This is a genomic window from Bacillus cereus group sp. MG1, assembly GCF_040460035.1.
Taxonomy (GTDB): Bacteria; Bacillota; Bacilli; order Bacillales; family Bacillaceae_G; genus Bacillus_A; species Bacillus_A cereus.
The window spans coordinates 3587407-3610222 of sequence record NZ_JARVGY010000001.1; the positions used below are offsets into that span (position 1 = coordinate 3587407).

Below are 22816 nucleotides of genomic sequence, written 5' to 3' on the forward strand. Positions count from 1 at the left end.
TGTTGTTTAACCGACATTTCATACATAAATTGTCGGTTGTAGATTCAAAATAATTATTTATAATTATAAACGATAGTCCTTCAGAAATCAGCACCGCTCGCAGGTAGATAAATTTCGATTTACGCTGCAAATGGTGTGATTTTTTTGTTAAAAGGTTAATATAATTAACAATTAAACAATCTAAACAATAAGGACATAAATAGTTTAGAAAAAAATTATATGCGATATAAGGAGAGGAATGCAATGAATCAGTTTCGAAGAAGGGTAATTATCAACATTATCACATTAATTGTACTAGTTGGCGGCGGTATTGGCGGTTATTACTATTACAATCAAACGGAAAATTACTTAAAAACAGACAATGCAAAGATTGATGGAAAGGTAATTCCGGTTGCTTCACCAGTAGCAGGTAAACTAACTGAATGGAAAGCTGAAGTAGGAAAAAATTATAATGAGAACGATAAATTAGGTACTGTTACTGTAGCGGCAGCTAATGGAGAACAAACAGTAGATGTAACAATTCCACAAAATGCAACAGTTGTACAATCAAACGCGACAACAAATGCTTTCGTTGGAGCAGGTAGCCCGATTGCTTATGCATTTGATATGAACAATTTATGGGTAACAGCAAACATTGAAGAAACAGATGTTGATGATGTTCAAAAAGGTCAAAATGTAGATGTGTATGTAGATGCATACCCAGATACAACGTTAACAGGAAAAGTAGAACAAGTTGGCTTAACAACAGCGAATACATTCTCTATGTTGCCATCAAGCAACGCAACAGCGAACTATACGAAAGTAACACAAGTAGTACCAGTTAAAATTTCTTTAGATCATAGCAAATCAGTAAATATTGTTCCTGGCATGAATGTGACAGTTCGTATTCATAAGTAAGGGGGAGATGAGATGTCCTCAATTGTAATTGCAGGATATGCACTATTTTGTATAATCGTCTTCTTCCTTGTAAATCGTCTTTTACGAAAGAAAAAAACGAAAATGGGAGAAGAACAAGTCCCAGCCGTAAGTAAAATAGAAATAAGTAAAGTTGAAACAGAAGAGAAAGAAATTGAACGAAAGCAAGAATCGGAAATTTCTAATGTAGTTGAGTTAGAAACAGGAAAGCAAGAAGAAGTAAAACAAGAAAAAGAAGTGCCGAAAAAACAAATGTCTACGCCTGTAGAGAATGTGAACGTAAAAGCAGTTGTAGCTGTATTAATTCTCGGCATGTTCGTTTCTATTTTAAACCAAACAATCATTAACGTTGCATTACCTCCGTTAATGAATGAATTTAACGTATCAACTTCAACAGCACAATGGTTAATTACAGGCTTCATGCTTGTAAATGGTATTTTAGTACCGATTAGTGCATTTTTAGTTTCACGATTTACGTATCGTAAATTATTCGTAGCAGCAATGTTATTCTTCACGGTAGGATCTATCATTTGTGCTACTTCCGGAAACTTTACGATGATGATGACGGGCCGCGTAATTCAAGCAGTTGGTGCGGGTATTTTAATGCCGGTTGGTATGAATATCTTTATGACATTGTTCCCGCCTCATAAGCGCGGAGCAGCGATGGGGTTACTAGGTGTAGCGATGATTTTAGCTCCAGCTATCGGACCGACTGTAACAGGTTGGGTAATTGAAAATTACAGCTGGAACTTAATGTTCTATGCGATGTTTATTATCGGTTTAATTATTACGTTCCTATCTTTAAAATTCTTTACACTAGCTCAGCCAGTGTCTAAAACAAAATTAGATGTATTTGGTGTTGTTAGTTCAAGTATTGGGCTAGGAAGCTTGCTGTACGGATTTAGTGAGGCTGGAAATAATAGTTGGACTAGTGCAGAAGTTGTTATTTCACTTATCATTGGTGTAATTGGTTTAGCGTTATTTATTTGGAGAGAGTTAACAACGGACAATAAAATGCTTGATTTACAAGTATTTAAATATCCAGTATTTACTTTCACTTTAGTAATTAACGCAATCGTTACGATGGCATTATTCGGAGGTATGTTATTGCTTCCAGTATATCTGCAAAACATTCGTGGCTTTACGCCAATTGAATCTGGTTTACTACTTCTTCCAGGATCATTAATTATGGGGATCATGGGACCAGTAGCGGGTAAATTATTCGATAAATATGGCATTCGTCCATTAGCGATAATTGGATTGGCAATTACGACGTATGCGACATATGAATTTACAAAATTATCGATGGATACACCGTATAGCGTTATTATGACGGATTATATTATACGTTCAATTGGTATGTCATTCATTATGATGCCAATTATGACGGCTGGTATGAACGCGCTGCCGATGAAATTAATTTCTCACGGTACAGCAACGCAAAATACGTCAAGACAAGTAGCGGGTTCAATCGGAACAGCGATTTTAATTACACTTATGACGCAACAAACGACTGCTCACGTAGCAGATTACGGCAACATGTTAACAACATCAAACCCAATTTTAGTTGATAAAATACATGGCATGGGGCAAAGTTTAGCGGCCTTAGCTGGATCAGCTCAAGCAGGAGACGCGATGAGCACACAACTATTATATGGACAAATTTCAAAGCTATCTGCAATTAACGGTATTAACGATGCCTTCTTAATCGCAACGATACTAGCAGGTATCGCTTGGGTGTTATCGTTCTTCTTACCATCAGGCAATAAACCAAATAGAAAAGCAGGGAATTAATTTCCCTGCTTTTTTTGTCTTTTTAAAGAGTAAGAAATAAAAGGTAATAACCACTTACAGAGCATAATCCTGTTATAAATAAAATCGTCCCCATAGAACGAATACTCGATATGTGTCTTCCGTTTACTATAGCTAATAGTCCAGCTAAAGAGAAGAGACCCCAATATAAAGTTCCTGAAATTGGAATCATCCCCTCTAAGTCTATTCCATAACCTATACAAATGATAGGAACAACGATAAGAGATATGCTAATTAAACCAGCTATAATAGTAAATGATTTACGACATTTCATACCAGCAATAATTAAAAAAATGCCGACGATGAATTCGCATAACATTAAAGTAAAAGCTAAAATCATCCAAATTAATATTCCGAACATTTCTGTATTACCTCCGATTTGTGGGTTTCGAAAAAAGTTATATAGAATCAATCACCTACAGACATGAGTACCCAGAAGATAACCCCTAATATTCCAATGGTAAAAATAATGAACCCCATATTACGTATACTTTTAATTTTTGCTTGGAATCCACTTATCCCTGCTAATAATCCAGTTAAAGAAAATAGGGTCCAGTAAAGAGCAGTTGGAATGGGGAATATTGTATCCATATTAATTCCTATACTTAAAAAAACAAAAGGTAGTGTGACAAAGGATAGGCTAAGTAGCCCCATTAAACCAACGAGTAATTTCCGATATTTAATTCCTGTTACTATTAAAAAAATACCACCAGCAATCCCGCATAGTAAGAGAAGTGGCGTGAAAAGCATCCAAATAACACTAAACATATGTAAACTCCTTTATATGAATTAAGTTATATTTTACTACATGAAGTTTATTTTGGATAATATTAATAAATATGTATAAATTGATGGAAATGAGAAGTGATTATACGAATTAATAAAAGAGGTATCGTGAGGATACCTCTTTCTAATTCAAGAATGCCAACATATTATTCATAATATGAAATAACATAGCTGGAATAATGGATTTTGTTTTTTTACATAAAATAGCCATTAATAATCCCATGAAGAAAGTAATGACCATTACGCCAAGTGAGTATGTATGAGCGATACCGAAGAAGAAGCTTGTTATAATCGCTGCAATCCAAAATGGAAAGCGTTCTGAGAAAAAGCGAAGTATAAAGCCACGGAAAATAAGCTCTTCAAAAATTGGTGTGAGTATTGCAAAGCCGAGAAGTAATAATATTTGATACTGCTTAAAGACATCTAAGTTTAGTGCGGAAGATTGCTGCTTTGTAGCGTCTTGGAACACATAATTTAACAAGATGTAATTGAGTAAAATGTTTATAGCGAAGAAAAGAAGTAAGTATACGTATGTACGCCATTCTTTCAGTGCTTTAAAGTTAAATGATTGTAGTAGTAATTTTTTTGCGGGTTCGAATTTAAAAATGAAGAATAACAACAAGGCTAGCTGTAATACAATACTTGCAGTATTTACGATAGATTCATACAGGGCAATTTGTTTTTTATCTGTAAGACTGGCTGTATAAATTGTTAAGGGCATTGCGAGGAACACAGTAATAAGTCCGGTTCCGAAAAAAGCGAATACAACGGAGCTAATAAATTGTCCCCATGACATAGAGTATTTCTGTTCATTAGAAAGTTGTGTAGCGGGTTGCATATGTAGAATCACCTCTTTATATTTGTATATTTAATTATAAGGCATTTTGTTTTCAGGCGTAATATTTAAATATTACATATAAAGGTGTATTTTCCATAAAATAATAAAAGAGGTATCACCCTGTAGTGATGCCTCTTTCTCATTGATAACTATGTTCTGTCTTGTTATTCAATTTTGCTTGCTCTATTTGCAATTCACGCTCTACCAATCGATCTAATTGCTGAATTGCTTTAAGTGCTTTTTCATAAGAAATTGTTCGATAATGATGCGCTCCGCCCGGTTCTTCATCTGCTTCGTCTGCCCATTTAATAATATTTTGAAGAGATGTTCTTTCAATTTCTTGTTCCACTAAGAAAGAATCTGTATGAAGAAGAATTGCAATAGAAATTTCTTTTGCTAGTTTTGGATGTTCTCCTAATCTAATAAGTAATTTATGTGCTCTTTCAGCGCCTTTAATTGCGTGTATATCATTCTTTTTATATAAGTCATAATCCCATTCACCGCCTGTGTACCACGTATGATGTCCGATATCATGAAGGAAGCCAGCTTTTGTGGCAGCATCGACTGAGGCGTGATGCTTTTTGGCTAGGTGAAACGCATGGTAAGCGACAGCGATCGCGTGGACCATTCCAGAACGGTTTACGTATTTTTGTGTAATGTGGTGTTTAAAAATTTGTTCAAGCGTAATACGGTGCATAAAACATTCACTCCTTTTATCTTATGGTGTATATGAAGAAAAATCGATCGGTTTAAATGTATTTTGAACATTGTACTCCATCATAGTTCGTTAGTAAAGTAGAAATGTTTAGGAGAAGAAAAAATTTTTCTGCAAAAAAATCACCTTAGCTTATGCAAAGGTGATTTTCAAATTGCTTATTTTTTTAATCCTTGCTCTAGTGTTTCTAACATTTCGTGCTTTTCATTTTCATCAGCGTTTTTCCAAATGACTTCAAATAAAACGCCAAGACCTGGAAGCATTTTTTCTTCACCGCTTTGAATTGCATCGACGATTGTTTCTTGTAATTGATCTTGTGAATTTCCAGATACATTCGCTAATACAGCACCGCGTAAATTAAAACTCATTGCTTTCACCTCTTCTTCAGAATTGAAACTGACGTTAGTTTTTGTTCTTTTTTATGTAAATATGTATGAAAAATAGGCTATAATGATAAGACAAGAAGAGAGGGAAATACATATTATGAAAAACATTGATTCAGTACAAAATCCGCGTGTAAAGCAGTGGAAAAAGCTGCAAACGAAAAAAGAACGCGATAAAAAAGGTTTATTTTTTGTAGAAGGATTCCACTTAGTCGAGGAAGCTTTGAAGGCAGGAATTGTAACAGAACTTATCGTTTCAGATCAGACAGACCTTCCGAAAGATTGGACAGTTAATGATGTGGAAATGTATATCGTACCTGAGGCGATTGTCAAAATACTTCGTGAAACAGAAACGACACAAGGTGTATTTGCTGTTTGTGAGAAGCATGAGAAAGAAGTAGCTCTTACTGATGGGAAATTCCTTTTATTAGATGGCCTGCAAGACCCAGGTAATTTAGGAACAATTATTCGTACAGCTGATGCAGCTGGTATTCACGCCGTTGTGCTTGGAGAAGGTTGTGTTGATGTTTACAATAGTAAAGTACTCCGCTCTACACAAGGCTCTATTTTCCACTTACCAATTGTAAAAGGGAACTTAGAAGAATGGGTAGACAAGTTAAAAGAAAACAACGTTCCTGTATATGGAACAGCTCTTGAAAATGGAGTTCCGTATGGTGAAGTAACGCCGGCTGGCAGTTTTGCATTAATTGTAGGAAATGAAGGAAATGGCGTACGCCAAGAAATTCTTGCAAAAACGGATCAAAACTTGTATATTCCGATTTACGGCGGGGCAGAATCATTAAATGTTGCGGTTGCAGCAGGGATTTTAACGTATTATTTGCAAAGCCCGGTTGCGAACAAATAAAAAACTTCTTATAATAAGTTGAAGTACATTATATTAAAAGTTAAATAACGAAAAACGTTGATAGAGAAGAGTAACTTACAAAATCGCCATATAGGGAGAGAGTGCCGTAGACTGAAAGCATTCTTATGGTAGACGGAAGTGAATTCACCTCTGGAGTTGACGCCAGGACCATGTATATGTAAAGGCGTTCCGGTCAGAATTGATCGTTATAACTAATGAGTGGGCAGACTTGTTCTGTCAATTTAGGGTGGTACCGCGAATTTACCTCGTCCCTTTTTGGGAGCGAGGTTTTTTTATTTTTAAAATTAGGAGGGTTCCAAAATGGAAGCACGTTTAAAAGAGCTAAAGCAAAAAGCGTTAGAGCTTATTGAAGAAGCGAAAGAGCTAAAGGGCTTAAACGACGTACGCGTAGCGTATTTAGGAAAAAAAGGCCCAATTACAGAAGTATTACGCGGCATGGGAAAATTGTCAGCAGAAGAGCGTCCACGTATGGGAGCATTAGTAAATGAAGTGCGTGAAGCGATTCAAACGCGTTTAGATGACAAAATTAGTAACTTAGAAAAAGCAGTAATCGAAGCGAAATTAGCTACTGAAACAATCGATGTTACACTGCCAGGTCGTCCTGTTGAAACAGGTTGTCACCATCCGTTAACAGCTGTTGTTGAGCAAATTGAAGATGTATTCATCGGTATGGGTTATGAAGTAGCTGAAGGAACAGAAGTAGAAAAAGACTACTACAACTTCGAAGCACTAAACTTACCGAAAGATCACCCAGCGCGTGATATGCAAGATACATTCTACATTACAGAAGAAACGTTACTACGTACACATACATCTTCTGTGCAAGCACGTACGATGGAAAATAATAAAGAAAAAGGCCCAATCAAAATTATTTGTCCTGGTAAAGTGTATCGCCGTGATGACGACGATGCGACGCATTCGCATCAGTTCATGCAAATTGAAGGTCTTGTAATTGATAAAAACATTCGTATGAGTGACTTAAAAGGTACACTGCAAGTATTCGTGAAAAAGATGTTCGGTGAAGATCGTGAAATCCGTCTTCGTCCAAGTTTCTTCCCATTCACAGAGCCATCTGTAGAGATGGATATTTCTTGTATGATGTGTCATGGCAAAGGTTGCGGCACTTGTAAAGGAACTGGCTGGATTGAAATTCTAGGCGCAGGTATGGTTCACCCGAACGTACTTGAAATGGCTGGTTATGATTCAAAAGAATATCAAGGTTTCGCATTCGGTATGGGCGCAGAGCGTATCGCAATGTTGAAATACGGAGTAGATGACATTCGTCATTTCTATACAAATGATGTACGTTTCTTACAACAATTCAAACGAGCGTAAGGGAAGGAGAGGATAAATATGTTCGTATCATATCGTTGGTTACAAGAGTATGTAGATATTAAAGATGTAACAGCACAAGAACTAGCAGACAAAATCACGAAAAGTGGTATTGAAGTAGAAGGCGTTGAAGTATTAAATAAAGGTGTAAAAGGTGTTGTAGTTGGTCACGTATTAGAATGTGAAAAACACCCAGAAGCTGATAAATTAAGCAAATGCTTAATCGATATCGGTGAAGAAGAGCCAGTTCAAATTATTTGTGGAGCTGCTAACATTGCAAAAGGTTTAAAAGTACCAGTTGCAAAAGTTGGTGCTGTACTTCCTGGTAACTTCAAAATTAAAAAAGCAAAACTACGTGGTGAAGCTTCTCACGGTATGGTTTGTGCTCTTCAAGAGCTTGGCATTGATGGAAAGTTAGTTTCAAAAGAATATGCAGATGGTATCTTCATCTTCCCAAGTGACGCTGAAGTTGGTGCAGATGCACTTGAAATTTTAAACTTACACGATGAAGTACTTGAGCTTGGTTTAACACCAAACCGTGCAGATTGCCTAAACATGTTAGGTGTTGCATATGAAGTAGCTGCTATTTATGGCCGCGAAGTAAAACTTCCAGCTATCGACTTACAAGAAACAGCAGAAAAAACTTCTGATTATATTTCTGTAAGTGTAGAAGCGAAAGAAGAAAACCCGTTATACATTGCAAAAATGGTTAAAAACGTAAAGATTGGTCCATCACCAATGTGGATGCAAACTCGTCTTATGGCAGCTGGCATTCGTCCAATTAGCAACGTAGTTGATATTACAAACTACATTTTAATGGAATACGGTCAACCGTTACATGCATTCGATTACGATAAATTAGGTTCAAAAGAAATCGTTGTTCGTCTTGCAAAAGAAGGCGAAAAAATTGAAACGTTAGATGATCAAGAGCGTACATTACAAAGCCACCATCTTGTAATTACAAACGGCACGAAAGCTTTAGCTGTTGCTGGTGTAATGGGCGGGGCGGATTCTGAAGTTACAAATGAGACAGTAAACGTTCTAATTGAGTCTGCATACTTTGCAGGTCAAACAGTACGTCGTACATCAAAAGACTTAGGTCTTCGTAGTGAATCAAGTGCACGTTTCGAAAAAGGAATCGATCCAACACGTACATTTGAAGCAATTCAACACGCAGCTGCTTTAATGGCGAAATATGCTGGCGGTGAAGCACTTGAAGGTGTAGTAGAAGCTGACAACTTACAAGTACAAGAGCGTACAGTATCTGTTACTGCTGAAAAAGTAAACCGTGTATTAGGTACAAATATTTCTGCGAGTGAAATGGGTACAATGTTCACAAACTTGAAATTCCCATTTACAGAAGTAGAAGGAACATTCCATGTAAATGTACCAGCACGTCGTCCTGATATTACAATTTCAGAAGACTTAGTAGAAGAAGTGGGCCGTCTATACGGTTATGACCACATTCCAGTTACATTACCTTCTGGAACGATGACTCGTGGTAAATTAACATCAGCACAAACGAAACGTCGTAAAGTACGCCGCTTCTTAGAGGGTGCTGGTTTATATGAAGCAATTACGTATTCATTAACAAGCGCTGACAAAGCGAAACAATATATGGTTGAGCCAAACGAAAAGGCGCCTGTAGGTCTTGCACTTCCAATGAGTGAAGAACGTAGCCAACTTCGTTTAAGCTTAGTACCGCAATTACTAGAAGCAGTTTCATACAATGTCGCTCGTAAAAACGACAGCGTTGCTTTATACGAAGTAGGTTCTATCTTCTTACCGACAGAAGAAGGAGAACTTCCGAAAGAAGAACAACATCTTGCAGGTGTTATGACAGGTCTTGCTGTTCACCATGCATGGCAAGGTGAGAAGAAAGTAGTAGACTTCTTCGTTGTGAAAGGTGTACTAGAAGGACTATTCGACGTGCTTGGCGTTTCAAATCAAATCACATATGCACCAGCAAAACGTGAAGGTATGCACCCAGGCCGTACAGCTGACATCGTATTAGATGGCGAAGTAATTGGTTTCATCGGTCAATTGCACCCAGAAGCAGAAAAACAATTAGATGTGAAAAATACATTCGTATTTGAATTATCTCTTGTAAAAGTATTCGGTGCAGACGCTGAGGAAACTTACTACTCAGCAATTCCACGTTTCCCATCTATGACACGTGACATGGCTGTTGTAGTAACAAAAGAAACAAAAGCTGGTGAAATGAAGCAAGTCATTGCTGAAGCTGGCGGAGAACTTCTGAAAGACGTAACACTATTCGACTTATACGAAGGTGAAAAAATGGAAGAAGGCAAGAAATCACTTGCATTCTCTATGACTTACTTCGATGCAGAACGTACATTAACAGACGAAGAAGTAACAGAAGCACATAACCGTGTACTAACAACGGTAGAAGAGAAATTCGGTGCGGAGTTACGTAAGTAATTAGAAAATTGCCGGATTCATTCCGGCAATTTTTTTATTGGATTGGTTGTCGGACACTGTCGGTAAGTCGATATATTACAAAAATCGCTCATATATTTTCCGACACCTTGCATCTTTCTCTCGAATGTAGTACATTAATTTTAGTTTAACAAAATGAAAGACGATGATAAGGAAAAGTAGTATATACTATAATCCAAAGCGAGTCAGGGACGGTGAGAGCCTGATGAGGCGGTATATGTGAAGAACACCTTGGAGTTGCTAACCGAAATTGAATTTTGTATTCAAGAGTAGACTTAGACGGGAATCCGGCCTGTTACAAACCGGGAAGTATGTATTACATACGAGTTAAAGTTGGTCTTTATGACAAATTGGGTGGTACCGCGAAGTTTAACCTTTCGTCCCTTTATGGATGAAAGGTTTTTTTGTATTTAAATATATGAGCAAAGGAGAATTTCACTATGGAAAACACATTAGTAAAAAGTCTGTATAGAGATACAGAAAAGTATGCAGATCAAACAGTACAAGTATCAGGGTGGATTCGTAACTTACGTGATTCAAAAGCATTTGGTTTCATCGAATTAAACGACGGTAGCTTCTTTAAAAGCGTTCAAATCGTTTTCGATACAGAATTAGAGAACTTCAAAGAAATTGCAAAACTTCCACTTAGCTCTTCAGTTAAAGTAGAAGGTAAAGTAATTGCAACGCCGGGAGCGAAGCAACCATTTGAAATTAAAGCAGAAAAAATTGATATCGAGGGTTTATCAGATTCTGATTACCCACTTCAAAAGAAACGTCATACGTTTGAATACTTACGTACAATCGCTCACTTACGTCCAAGAACAAATGCATTCTCTGCAACGTTCCGCGTACGTTCTATCGCAGCATTTGCGATTCACCAATTCTTCCAAGAGCGTGGATTCGTACATGTTCACACACCAATCATCACTGGTAGTGATACAGAAGGTGCTGGCGAAATGTTCCGCGTAACAACGCAAGATTTAAATAACCTACCAAAAGGTGAAGACGGAAAAGTTGATGAGTCAAAAGACTTCTTCGGTAAAGAAACAAACTTAACAGTAAGTGGACAGCTGAACGCTGAAGCTTATGCATTAGCATTCCGTGACGTATACACATTCGGACCTACATTCCGTGCAGAAAACTCAAACACAACTCGCCACGCTGCTGAGTTCTGGATGGTTGAGCCTGAGATTGCATTCGCTGAACTAGGGGACGTAATGAACCTTACAGAAGATATGCTGAAATATGCAATGAAATACGTATTAGAGCATGCACCAGAAGAAATGGAATTCTTCAACAGCTTCGTTGATAAAACAGTTCTTGAGCGCATGAACAACGTAATTAACTCTGACTTCGGTCGCATCACTTATACAGAAGCAATTAAAGTGCTTCAAGAATCAGGTGCTGACTTCAAATACCCAGTAGAATGGGGAATTGACTTACAAACAGAGCACGAAAGATACTTATCAGAAGAAATCTTCAAACGCCCTGTATTCGTAACTGACTATCCGAAAGACATTAAAGCATTCTACATGCGTTTAAATGAAGACGGTAAAACAGTAGCTGCTACTGACCTTCTAGTTCCTGGCATCGGCGAATTAATCGGCGGAAGCCAACGTGAAGAAAGAATGGACGTTTTAGTAGACAGAATTAAAGAATTAGGTATGAACGAAGAGGACTACTGGTGGTACTTAGAACTTAGAAAATACGGCGGTACAAAACACGCTGGATTCGGTCTAGGTTTCGAGCGCTTCCTAATGTACATCACTGGTATGGCTAACATCCGTGACGTAATTCCATTCCCAAGAACTCCAGGTTCTTCTGAATTCTAAAATATGAAAAAAGGCGAGAGGATTTCCTCTCGCTTTTTATTTTACATATTGTATAGTTTATTCCCTCGTAGCAAAAAGTAACGCGAAGGGGTGAATATAAATGAGTAAAAAAGTGAAAAAAGATCATTCAAGATCGGGCCTAGGTTCTCCAGAAGTTGAAGGACAAGGAACGACGACACATGAAACAGGTTCTCATAAAGTATCTTCATCAAATAAGAAGCAGAAACGAAGCTAACATAACAAAGGAGAGTCTTAAGGGCTCTCCTTTGTTATGTGTTACATCTTATTATCGTTAATTTCTTTTGTAATCTTATTTATGTCTTTGTCTAATCGATCTAAATAGAAAAACCACAGTAAACTCATGAACACGTAATAGATGGCCATCACGCCAAGATTATCATATATATTTTCGAATGTGGATTTAGTAGTGAAAAAAGCTCCCCAAATGATAGAAATAGTGAGGTAAGAAAGTGGACCTACGAGGTGTACGAAAGCATATCGTACCTTTTTAACTTTTACAGCGTTCATATGAAAAACCTCCTTTTTCTAATCATACATTCAAGTTCTTCACAGAAGTGTTGTAGTTTTGCTGGATTATGTATTAACAAGCGTGCATCGTGTTTCCCGATAAATCTTCGAATCCGAAAGTTTAATAAGAAAGATCGACCATAACGTTCTATTAAATCGTTGAACGCTGGTTGTCCACTTAGTAGCTGAATGTTTTCTCTAATTTCGAACTGTCTTTCGTGTGGATCGCCTAGTAAAATATTTAGAATCATTTGTAGAAGTAGCAATGTAGATCTCCTCCTATGTTAGAATAATCTGTATATTATAATTATAACAAAACTATAAGGACAATAGTAGGATGAAACAAAAAACAGGAGTTTGTAGGCTCCTGTTTTTGTCGATACTATTTTAATAAGCGAAGCGCCTTCTCCGTATTAGCGAAATGCAGTTTCACAAACTCGGGTAATCGTTCTTTACCAAGCTTTTGAATTAATTTAGCAGCAGCGATATCAACTTGTTTACCAGCACCTTTCGGAAGTGGCATACCAGCTTTTTTACTTAGTTCGTCAAACTGTTTTACGAATGAGTAGCGAGCTAAAATAGAAGCAGCGGCTACTGCTAAATGGACGCTTTCACCTTTCGTAGCAAAATAAACATTTTCACGCTGTACCTGTTTTTGTTTTGCTAAATATTTGTAGTATGTATCAGGTTGTGTGAATTGGTCGATTAAGACGCCTTCAGGTTTTGTAGGTGCCATTTTCGCTAATAAGTTTGTAATAGCTTTATTATGTAGCAAGGCTTTTAACTTACCTTGGTTGTTTCCTTTATCAAATAGCTCGTTATATTTTTCATTATGAAGGACAAGAGAGCTATAAGGAACAACGTGTAGAAGTTGTTTCGCAATGGCAATAATTTGATCGTCATTTAAGTTTTTAGAGTCTTTTACACCAAGTTCTTTTAGTAGTGGAATTTGCTTCGCATCCACATATACAGCAACGACTGTCATCGGTCCAAAGAAATCTCCCGTACCAACTTCATCAGACCCTACAATAGACATTGTACTGATGGAAGTAGGCGGCGCATAACGATGGGAATCGACAGATTTTTTTACAGCTGTTTTCGGCGCGTGAGAGACAGTTTGCCAACGAGAAGCTTCTGCTTCAGCGCGGCCTCCTTGGAACATTACTTTTCCAGATTTATACGCTGTAATCGTGCAAGATGGCACCTTAGCCATAAAGATACCGCCTTGCGGAATTTTCGGGCTAAGTGAATGTTTATATTGTTGTTTCATGTCTTCAATTACTGTAGAATTTGTTTGAATTACGATAGAATTTGACATAATGGTCGCCCCTTTTTTTATATTGTTATTTTTATCATATCGGATTGTTCTTTCTGTTTCCATATTATGAAGGTTCATGGTATGATAAACTTTAGGATTCTGTACGTGATTGGAGGCCGGTGAGTTGTCACAACAAAAGGGAAAGAAAAGTCGAATTAATGTAGAAATCTATGGTCAGCAATATTCAGTTGTTGGCGATGAAAGTACAAGTCATATCCGCATGGTAGCAGCGATTGTGGATGATAAAATGCGCGAACTCAATGCCAAGAATCCTTCGCTTGACACGAGTAGACTAGCGGTATTGACGGCGGTAAACGTCATACACGATTACATAAAATTAAAAGAAGAACATGAGAAATTGAAAGAAAGTATGACAAAAAAAGGAATGGAATAACATGATTGATATTATTATCATTTTACTGCTTGTTATGGGATTTTTCCTCGGCTTACGCAGAGGGTTTATTCTGCAACTTGTAAAGTTAACAAGCTTTATTATCGCATACCTTGTTGCATACTGGTACTGTAAAGATTTAGCGCCAGCACTTGCGAAATTTATTCCGTATCCATTTGATAAAAACGTATCTGTTCCAGAATGGATTGATGCAAATAATATTGAGACAGTATTTTATCAAGCGCTTGCGTTTATCATATTGTTTATTATTACAAAAATAGCACTTTCATTACTTGGTAATTTGTTAAATATGTTTGCAGAAATACCGGTTTTAAAGCAAGTAAATGCGTTTGCGGGGGCAATCCTCGGATTTTTAGAAGTATATATTGTTTTGTTTGTCTTAATTATCATTGGAAACATTCTTCCGATTGAACAAGTACAAACACCATTACAAAAATCATCAATTAGCAAAATAATTGTAGACGATACACCGATTCTATCTGAAAAGGTGAAGGAACTATGGCAGACAGGTAGCAGAGTATAACTTCTCTTTTTTCGGAAAGAGAAGTTTTTTTCTATGAAAGAAAGGCGGGGTAATGATGAAAGTAAATAAAAAACAAGTTATCAAATTATTAGAGACAATCGGGCTTTTTATGGAACTAAAGGGTGCGAATCCATTTAAAATATCTGCATTTCGTAAAGCGGCAGCAGCATTAGAAAGTGACGATCGTAGTCTTTCTGAGATTGAAGATTTCACAAAGATTCCGGGCATCGGAAAAGGAACAGCAGCCGTTATTCAAGAATATATAGAATCGGGAACATCTGAAGTATTACAAGAACTTGAAAAAGAAGTACCGAGTAGCTTATTGCCGTTATTAAAACTACCAGGTCTTGGTGGTAAAAAGGTGGCTAAGTTATATAAAGAGCTAGGCGTTATTGATATGGAGACGTTAAAAGCTGCTTGTGAGGAAAATAAAGTACAAGCTTTAGCTGGTTTCGGTAAGAAGACAGAAGAGAAAATATTAGAAGCAATCGATCAAGTAGGCTCTCGTCCAGAGCGTTTACCAATTGCGATGGTATTGCCTATTGCCGGGGAAATAGAGGAGAAATTGTCGAATATTGCTGAAGTAATTCGTTTCTCTCGCGCTGGTAGTTTGCGCCGTGTTCGTGAAACAGTGAAAGATTTAGATTTTATCATTGCAACGACAGAACCAGCAACGGTACGTGAGCATTTACTACAATTCGATAATATGATTGAGGTAATCGCAAGTGGGGATACGAAAGTTTCTGTTCGTCTTCAATATGAATATGATATTTCAATCGATTTCCGCTTAGTAAAACCAGAAGAGTTTATTACAACACTTCACCATTTCACAGGATCAAAAGACCATAACGTAAAAATGCGTCAAATCGCAAAAGATAAAGGCGAGAAAATTAGTGAGTACGGTGTAGAGAACTTAGAAACAGGTGAAGTGAAAACATTTGAGACTGAAGAAGACTTCTTTGCTCATTTCGGTCTACCATTTATTCCGCCAGAAGTGCGTGAAGATGGAAAAGAAATTGAATTAATTAAAGAGTATCCGAACTTAATTCAGTTTTCCGATATACAAGGTGATTTACATATGCATACAACTTGGAGTGACGGTGCTTTTTCTATTGAAGAAATGGTACAAGCGTGCCGTGCTCGTGGATATAAGTTTATGGCGATTACTGATCACTCGCAATACTTAAAAGTAGCGAATGGTTTAACGAAAGAGCGTCTTCGTGAGCAAGCGAAAGAAATTGAACGTATGAATGAAAAGTATCCAGACATTACAATTTTACGCGGAATTGAAATGGACATTTTACCAGATGCCTCGCTTGATTTTGATGATGAAGTATTAGAAGAATTAGACTATGTTATTGGAGCGATTCACTCTAGCTTCTCACAAGACCGTGAAACGATCATGAAGCGTCTGCGTACTGCACTTGAGAATAAACATGTCACAATGATTGCTCATCCGACAGGACGTCTTCTCGGGCGCCGTGAGGGTTATGATGTAGATACAGATTTATTAATTGAACTCGCAAAAGAGACAAATACAGTTTTAGAATTAAATGCGAATCCGAACCGTCTAGATTTAAGCGCTAAATTATTAAAACAAGCACAAGATGCTGGTGTAAAAGTAGCGATTAATACAGATGCTCATACACTTGAAATGTTAGAAGATATGGAAACAGGTGTAGCAGCAGCACGTAAAGGTTGGATTCAAAAAGATAACGTGATTAACACATGGGATATTGAACGTTTATTAGACTATATTAAACGTAATAAGTAACGCAAGGGGGACCTGCAACATGTTAGAAAGAACGTTGCGTGTATTAGAATACAATAAAGTAAAAGAACAATTACTTGAACATACAGCCTCTTCACTTGGCCGTGACAAAGTGAAGCATTTAGTGCCGAGCACTGATTTTGAAGAAATTGTAGAAATGCAAGATACAACGGATGAAGCAGCGAAAGTTATTCGTTTAAAAGGTAGTGCACCATTAGGTGGTATTACGGATATTCGCTCAAATGTGAAGCGTGCAAAAATTGGGAGTATGTTAAGTCCAAATGAATTACTTGATATTGCGAATACGATGTATGGTAGTCGTAATATGAAACGTTTCATTGAAGATATGGCTGATAACGGTGTCGAGCTTCCGATTTTAGAAACTCACGTCGCTCAAATTGTATCTTTATATGATTTAGAAAAGAAAATTACAAATTGTATCGGTGACGGCGGTGAAGTAGTCGATAGCGCAAGTGATAAACTGCGTGGTATTCGTACTCAAATTCGTACTGCGGAAAGCCGTATTCGTGAAAAATTAGAAAATATGACGCGCTCTTCAAATGCGCAAAAGATGCTGTCTGACTCGATTGTAACGATTCGTAACGAACGTTACGTAATCCCAGTAAAACAAGAATACCGCGGCGTATATGGTGGTATTGTTCACGATCAATCAGCTTCTGGACAAACGTTATTTATTGAACCGCAAGTCATTGTAGAATTAAATAACGCACTGCAAGAAGCTCGTGTGAAAGAGAAACAAGAAATCGAACGCATCTTATTGATGTTAACAGAAGAAGTGGCAGTAGAAGCCGATATCGTTTTATCAAACGTAGAAGTAGTTGCGAATCTTGATTTCATTTTTGCGAAAGCTTTTTATGCAAAGCGAATTAAAGCAACGAAACCAATCGTAAATAACGAGCGTTATATGGATTTAAGACAAGCTCGCCATCCGCTAATCGATCCAGAAATTATTGTGCCAAATAACATTATGTTAGGTAAAGATTTCACGACAATTGTTATTACAGGACCGAATACAGGTGGTAAAACAGTTACGCTGAAAACAGTTGGTATTTGTGTTTTAATGGCGCAATCTGGTCTTCACATTCCAGTAATGGATGAGTCAGAGATTTGTGTGTTTAAAAATATATTTGCTGATATCGGTGATGAGCAATCGATTGAACAAAGTTTAAGTACGTTCTCCTCACATATGGTGAACATCGTTGATATTTTAGAAAAAGCTGATTTTGAAAGCTTAGTTTTATTCGATGAATTAGGTGCTGGAACAGACCCACAAGAAGGGGCTGCACTAGCAATTTCGATTTTAGATGAAGTATGTAATCGCGGTGCTCGCGTTGTTGCAACGACGCATTATCCAGAATTAAAAGCATACGGATATAACCGTGAGCAAGTTATTAATGCGAGTGTTGAGTTTGATGTAAATACATTAAGTCCAACTTATAAATTATTAATCGGTGTACCAGGCCGTAGTAATGCCTTTGAAATTTCGAAACGTCTTGGATTATCTGATCGCGTTATTGACCAAGCACGCAACCACATTAGTACAGATACGAATAAAATTGAAAATATGATTGCGAAGTTAGAAGAAAGCCAGAAGAACGCAGAGCGTGACTGGAACGAAGCAGAAGCACTTCGCAAACAATCTGAAAAACTTCATCGTGAATTACAACGTCAAATTATTGAATTTAACGAAGATCGCGATGAACGATTATTAAAAGCGCAAAAAGAAGGGGAAGAAAAAGTTGAAGCTGCAAAGAAAGAAGCAGAAGGCATTATTCAAGAACTTCGTCAATTGCGTAAAGCACAGCTTGCAAACGTGAAAGACCACGAGTTAATTGAAGCGAAGAGCCGTCTAGAAGGCGCAGCACCAGAGCTTGTTAAGAAACAAAAAGTAAACGTGAAAAACACTGCGCCGAAACAACAGTTACGTGCAGGTGATGAAGTAAAAGTATTAACGTTCGGTCAAAAAGGTCAATTACTTGAAAAAGTAAGCGATACTGAGTGGAGCGTACAAATCGGTATTCTGAAGATGAAAGTAAAAGAATCTAACATGGAATACATTAACACACCGAAGCAAACAGAGAAAAAAGCAGTTGCAACGGTAAAAGGTAGAGACTATCACGTTTCATTAGAACTTGACCTTCGTGGTGAGCGATTTGAAAATGCAATGGCGCGCGTTGAGAAATACTTAGACGATGCCCAGCTTGCAAGCTATCCTCGCGTATCAATTATTCACGGTAAAGGGACAGGAGCACTTCGCCAAGGTGTACAAGATTACTTGAAGAAGCATCGCGGTGTAAAAACCTTCCGTTACGGTGACATGGGCGAGGGAGGCCTAGGCGTAACAGTTGTCGAATTAAAATAGAAAACAACGAAACAAAGGGGAAACCATTATATGTTTATGGACAAACTTGCAAAAGTATTGTTAGCTTGTTGCGGAATATTTTTGGTGATTGGGGTTATTTATTTAGTTGTTTTTGCGAAGTGAAAAAGCGTCAATCGTGGCAGAATGATATTGCCATAGATTGACGCTTTTAATATATGTGAAAAGGAATAGAACATGAAAATCAACCAATACATAAGCGAAGCAAAATCATGCTCCAGACGTGAAACAGATCGCCTCATTAAAGCTGGACGCGTGGCTATTAATGGTGAAATATGTACGCACGGTGAACTTGTGAGCGATGGTGATGTTGTAACGATTGATGGGCAAGTTATTGTAAAAGAAGAGAAAGAAAAGGTGTACATAGCCTTTCATAAACCAGTCGGAATTACTTGTACAGCAGCTGATCATATTGAAGATAATATTATTGATTATATCAATTATCCAGAGCGAATCTTTCCAGTTGGACGATTAGATAAAGTATCGGAAGGACTTATCTTATTAACGAATGACGGCGGCATTGCGAATCGAATTTTACATGGTGATCATGAGCACGAGAAGGAATATGTTGTCACAGTCGATAAACCTTTTACGGACTGGTTTATTAATGAGATGTCCAGCGGTGTAAAGATTAAAGATGGAATGACGAAGCCGTGCAAAGTGACAAGAGTCGATCAATCAACATTTCGTATCGTTTTAACGCAAGGAATGAACAGGCAAATTCGTAGAATGAGTCGTGCTTTCGGATTTACTGTAATAAAGCTAAAGCGAGTACGCATTATGAATATAGAGCTAAATGAGCTTGAAGTTGGAAAGTGGCGGAGCGTTACAGCTGAAGAGTTAGAAATTTTAATAGGGCAGTTATAGGGAGGGAAAATTTTCTCCCTATATTTTTTTGTCAGAAAAAATAAAACTATTGATTTTTTAAAAAATAGCCCATATAATAAAAAACAACAAGTTTCGACAAGATATTTTATAAAAGTAATGATGAGGACATGAGTTGTATTTTACGATTCTCAGAGAGGGAAGCCTTAGGCTGTGAGCTTCCTAATACGAAAAGACAAGCTTACCACCTCTAAACTTCAAGAGTGAACTGCATACATGATGCATTGTAATTCTTGGCGGATAAAACCGTTATCAATTTACACGAGCTATAAAATGAGCTTATTTCGTTATGAATTCATTTTATTAGAATAAGGGTGGAACCACGATTTCAACACTCGTCCCTTTGTTAGGGACGGGTGTTTTTTGCGTTCTTTTACGGGGAAGTATGCTTGAAAGAGGATATGTGACGGATTTTAATTCAGAATATTTTGTTAATTAATTATTTTAGGAGGTTAGTAGGAATGAAATCATCTTTAAAGTTTTCGGAGATGTTTGCAATAAGTTTAATGTTATTTGCACTGTTTTTTGGTGCAGGTAATATGATTTTTCCACCAGCGTTAGGGCAAGGTGCTGGAACGGACGTATGGATCGCGCTGTTTGGTTTTATCGTAACAGGCGTTGGACTACCTTTATTAGGAGTAATTGTTATAGCTTTAAAGGGAGATATTAATGAGCTAGCAGGACGTGTACATCCTATATTCGCACTTGTTTTTATCACTGCAATTTATTTATGTTTAGGCGTATTCGTAAGTGTACCGCGTACAGGAACAGTAGCTTATGAGATGAGTGTTGCACCGTTTTTACCAAGTGAGATAGCTGGTCAGTCATATCCACTTGTTATCTTTACACTTATTTTCTTTGCAGTCACTTTCTATTTAGCTTTAAATCCTTCGAAATTAGTGGGTCGTATTGGTAAGGTGCTAACTCCAATATTATTAGCTGTTATTGCAATTATCGTAGGTAAAGCACTTATTACACCAATTGGAGAATTTGGTGCACCGACAGAAGCGTATAGTGCTCCTCTCTTTAAAGGATTTATTGATGGATATTTAACTTTAGATGGACTTGCAGCACTGGTATTCGGAAATGTTGTAATTCATGCGTTAAAAGAAAAAGGAATTACAAATAAAAACAGTATTGCAAAAGTAACAATCTTTGCAGGATTTATTGCAGCACTTGGTCTACTACTTGTGTATTTAGCACTTGCTTATCTTGGAGCTTCTAGTGTGTCACTTGGAATGGGCGCAAACGGAGGAATTATTTTAACAAATGTCGTGAATCATTTATTTGGTAGCTACGGAACTTTATTACTAGGGATCGCAATTACAGCAGCATGTTTAACAACTTCTGTAGGTATTGTTGCAGCTTGTGGTGATTACTTCTCTTCCTTATTACCAAAGCTTTCTTATCAAAAAGTCGTTTTCATTTTCTGTGTATTAGCATTTATGGTAGCAAACCTTGGGTTAACTCAGTTAAATGCATTAGCATTACCAATCTTAATCGCAATTTATCCAATTGGAATCGTACTTATCGTATTATCACTTGTTGAAAACTACGTTCGTCTTCCATTAGCGATGTATGTGGGCGGGATTGTAGGAGCATTTGCAATAAGTTTCTTTGATGGATTACACAATGCAAACCTTCAAATTGCAGCGCTAGCACCTATTTTAGATAAGATTCCATTATATAGTGTAGGAATTGGTTGGTTAGTTCCAGGCATAATCGGTATAGGATTTGGTTATATAGTTTCTAAGTTTCAAAAGCAGGAAATTGCTGTAGAAAAATAGAGAAAAGAGGCTTTCTATTATAGAAAGTCTCTTTTTTTGTAAAAAAAGCCGTATATAGAGAAATTCAGATATTAAAAATTTTATACGTAATATAGTTGACAAAAAATTTATGAGTAGGCTAAGATTGACTTAGTTGTGGAAATATTGGAAGGGAAGTGAGGGAAAAGGGGTTTCTATAACTATAGTGTTGTTGTGGGAAGAGGTGAAAGAAGAGGAGAAGAGATAGTTTATTTTTTTTTTTTTTGATTTACATTGAGAATGATAATCAATAAATGCGTTTTATCATTTTTTCTCAGTTTCTATGCCTTCGTATAAGGAATAGGGTGAGATATTATTTTTAATATTCAATGAGAATGATAATCAATAATACTTATGTTACATAAAAGAATGCTAATTAAATAATAGGTAGAAGAGATTATTTTTTTTCTTATAAATTGAGAATAATTATCATTTTCAAAAAGTGAAATGAAAGATAACCAAGGAGGAAACAAGAAAAATGAAAAAGGTTTCTGTATTACCCGCTTTTATTATAACGTTCGTATGTATGCTAGCTTTTCTTGTAATGCCATACGGGAATGCTTCAGCAAAACTAGCTGATGGTACTTACGATATTAATTACGTAATTCAAAAAGCGGAAAATGATTCAGCTTCAATGGCAAATGACTATTTTGAAAAGCCGGCAAAATTAATAGTGAAAAACGGTGAGATGAGAGTACAAGTTCCGATGAATCATAGTGCTTGGATTACAGAATTTAAAGCACCAGAGAATGGGGATTTTGTTGATGCGAAAGTTGTTAGTAAAGATGAATCGGCAGATAAAAGAACAGTAGAGTTTAAAGTAGATGATTTATCCAAACCGGCAGCTGTAAAAATTCATGTTGTTGTACCAAATGCAAACTATGACCACCACTACACAATTCGTTTTGCTTTTGATGCAAATGTAAAAGCTGTAGGTGGCGATAACGGCGTAGCTGCTACAACAAAAAATAATGATCAAGCGAAAACAGATACACAAGTAAAAGAAGAGAAAACAAAAGTAGAGAGTAAGGAAACAGCTAAAGAAGTGAACAAAGAAACAAAAAATGAAAATGGAAAAGCTGAAAAAACAGATAACCCAAAAACAGGCGATGAAGCACGTATTGGATTGTTTGTAGCGTTAATTCTTATTTCAGGTGCTTTCTTAATTCGTAAAGTGAAGTTGAGTAAATAAATCTTTTGAAGGGGGATGAATA

At 36.9% G+C, this 22816-nt stretch carries 22 protein-coding genes and 3 other annotated features; of the genes, 14 read left to right on the forward strand and 8 right to left on the reverse strand.

The features are described 5' to 3' along the window. Positions 1–243: 243 nt before the first annotated feature. Positions 244–897, forward strand: coding sequence for an HlyD family secretion protein (locus tag QCI79_RS18875; protein WP_021728741.1), 654 nt, complete (start codon positions 244–246; stop codon positions 895–897). 12 nt (positions 898–909) lie between these two features. Continuing rightward, complete coding sequence (locus QCI79_RS18880) at positions 910–2709, forward strand: DHA2 family efflux MFS transporter permease subunit (RefSeq protein WP_000095272.1); 1800 nt, start codon at positions 910–912, stop codon at positions 2707–2709. Positions 2710–2731: 22 nt separating this feature from the next. Here the strand turns inward: QCI79_RS18880 and QCI79_RS18885 are convergent, their stop codons facing one another. The 5 genes from QCI79_RS18885 to sspI all read right to left on the reverse strand — a co-directional run bounded on the left by QCI79_RS18885 (position 2732) and on the right by sspI (position 5434). Further along, entirely contained in the window at positions 2732–3088 is a 357-nt protein-coding gene (locus QCI79_RS18885) for a hypothetical protein (RefSeq protein ID WP_021728742.1), read from the reverse strand. A 47-nt stretch (positions 3089–3135) separates the two neighbouring features. Further along, complete coding sequence (locus tag QCI79_RS18890) at positions 3136–3495, reverse strand: hypothetical protein (RefSeq protein ID WP_000493175.1); 360 nt, start codon at positions 3493–3495, stop codon at positions 3136–3138. A gap of 142 nt (positions 3496–3637) precedes the next feature. Continuing rightward, complete coding sequence (locus QCI79_RS18895; RefSeq protein WP_021728743.1) at positions 3638–4351, reverse strand: CPBP family intramembrane glutamic endopeptidase; 714 nt, start codon at positions 4349–4351, stop codon at positions 3638–3640. Between the two features lie 139 nt (positions 4352–4490). Next, a complete protein-coding gene (locus tag QCI79_RS18900) occupies positions 4491–5048 on the reverse strand; it encodes an HD domain-containing protein (RefSeq protein ID WP_000554786.1) in 558 nt (185 codons plus the stop codon). Between the two features lie 176 nt (positions 5049–5224). After that, on the reverse strand, positions 5225–5434 hold the full coding sequence (sspI, locus tag QCI79_RS18905; RefSeq protein ID WP_000009509.1) for a small acid-soluble spore protein SspI: 210 nt from the start codon (positions 5432–5434) through the stop codon (positions 5225–5227). Between the two features lie 82 nt (positions 5435–5516). Between sspI and QCI79_RS18910 the strand changes: the two genes are divergently transcribed. The 5 genes from QCI79_RS18910 (at position 5517) to QCI79_RS18930 (ending at position 12194) form a co-directional block, all read left to right on the forward strand. After that, positions 5517–6314 (forward strand): TrmH family RNA methyltransferase, encoded by a 798-nt coding sequence (locus QCI79_RS18910; protein WP_001986644.1) that lies wholly within the window; start codon positions 5517–5519, stop codon positions 6312–6314. Positions 6315–6362: 48 nt separating this feature from the next. Next, positions 6363–6591, forward strand: a binding site (T-box leader). A 44-nt stretch (positions 6592–6635) separates the two neighbouring features. After that, positions 6636–7670: a phenylalanine--tRNA ligase subunit alpha gene (pheS, locus tag QCI79_RS18915; protein WP_000388219.1), complete on the forward strand. Its 1035-nt coding sequence runs from the start codon at positions 6636–6638 to the stop codon at positions 7668–7670. Between the two features lie 18 nt (positions 7671–7688). Next, positions 7689–10109: a phenylalanine--tRNA ligase subunit beta gene (gene pheT, locus QCI79_RS18920; protein ID WP_021728744.1), complete on the forward strand. Its 2421-nt coding sequence runs from the start codon at positions 7689–7691 to the stop codon at positions 10107–10109. 154 nt (positions 10110–10263) lie between these two features. Next, positions 10264–10515, forward strand: a binding site (T-box leader). Positions 10516–10567: 52 nt separating this feature from the next. Further along, complete coding sequence (asnS, locus tag QCI79_RS18925) at positions 10568–11959, forward strand: asparagine--tRNA ligase (protein ID WP_000432177.1); 1392 nt, start codon at positions 10568–10570, stop codon at positions 11957–11959. Between the two features lie 100 nt (positions 11960–12059). Next, entirely contained in the window at positions 12060–12194 is a 135-nt protein-coding gene (locus QCI79_RS18930; RefSeq protein ID WP_000039590.1) for a YuzL family protein, read from the forward strand. Between the two features lie 41 nt (positions 12195–12235). Here QCI79_RS18930 and QCI79_RS18935 read toward each other — a convergent pair whose 3' ends face one another. From QCI79_RS18935 to rnhC, 3 genes are all read right to left on the reverse strand, one after another. Continuing rightward, complete coding sequence (locus QCI79_RS18935) at positions 12236–12487, reverse strand: hypothetical protein (protein ID WP_000994764.1); 252 nt, start codon at positions 12485–12487, stop codon at positions 12236–12238. Then, on the reverse strand, positions 12484–12753 hold the full coding sequence (locus QCI79_RS18940; protein WP_000925549.1) for a hypothetical protein: 270 nt from the start codon (positions 12751–12753) through the stop codon (positions 12484–12486). Before QCI79_RS18940 ends, QCI79_RS18935 begins: the two co-directional genes overlap by 4 nt. Positions 12754–12869: 116 nt before the next feature. Then, on the reverse strand, positions 12870–13805 hold the full coding sequence (gene rnhC, locus QCI79_RS18945) for a ribonuclease HIII (RefSeq protein ID WP_000071568.1): 936 nt from the start codon (positions 13803–13805) through the stop codon (positions 12870–12872). 124 nt (positions 13806–13929) lie between these two features. On the opposite strand from rnhC, the gene zapA reads away from it, so the two are divergent. The 7 genes from zapA (at position 13930) to isdC (ending at position 22794) form a co-directional block, all read left to right on the forward strand. Further along, positions 13930–14199, forward strand: a complete 270-nt coding sequence (gene zapA / locus QCI79_RS18950) for a cell division protein ZapA (protein ID WP_000082701.1) — start codon at positions 13930–13932, stop codon at positions 14197–14199. A 1-nt stretch (position 14200) separates the two neighbouring features. Further along, positions 14201–14740 carry a CvpA family protein gene (locus QCI79_RS18955; protein WP_000565412.1) on the forward strand — a complete coding sequence of 180 codons (540 nt, stop codon included), beginning with the start codon at positions 14201–14203 and terminating at the stop codon, positions 14738–14740. A gap of 55 nt (positions 14741–14795) precedes the next feature. Continuing rightward, positions 14796–16514: a DNA polymerase/3'-5' exonuclease PolX gene (gene polX / locus QCI79_RS18960; RefSeq protein ID WP_000867520.1), complete on the forward strand. Its 1719-nt coding sequence runs from the start codon at positions 14796–14798 to the stop codon at positions 16512–16514. Positions 16515–16533: 19 nt separating this feature from the next. Next, positions 16534–18894, forward strand: coding sequence for an endonuclease MutS2 (locus QCI79_RS18965; RefSeq protein ID WP_000893713.1), 2361 nt, complete (start codon positions 16534–16536; stop codon positions 18892–18894). 195 nt (positions 18895–19089) lie between these two features. Then, positions 19090–19779: a 23S rRNA pseudouridine(2604) synthase RluF gene (locus QCI79_RS18970; protein WP_000700747.1), complete on the forward strand. Its 690-nt coding sequence runs from the start codon at positions 19090–19092 to the stop codon at positions 19777–19779. A gap of 108 nt (positions 19780–19887) precedes the next feature. After that, positions 19888–20143: a binding site (T-box leader), on the forward strand. Between the two features lie 115 nt (positions 20144–20258). Then, positions 20259–21584 (forward strand): branched-chain amino acid transport system II carrier protein BrnQ6, encoded by a 1326-nt coding sequence (gene brnQ6 / locus QCI79_RS18975; protein ID WP_000842650.1) that lies wholly within the window; start codon positions 20259–20261, stop codon positions 21582–21584. A 496-nt stretch (positions 21585–22080) separates the two neighbouring features. Further along, positions 22081–22794 (forward strand): heme uptake protein IsdC, encoded by a 714-nt coding sequence (gene isdC / locus QCI79_RS18980; protein WP_000757941.1) that lies wholly within the window; start codon positions 22081–22083, stop codon positions 22792–22794. Positions 22795–22816: the final 22 nt, after the last annotated feature.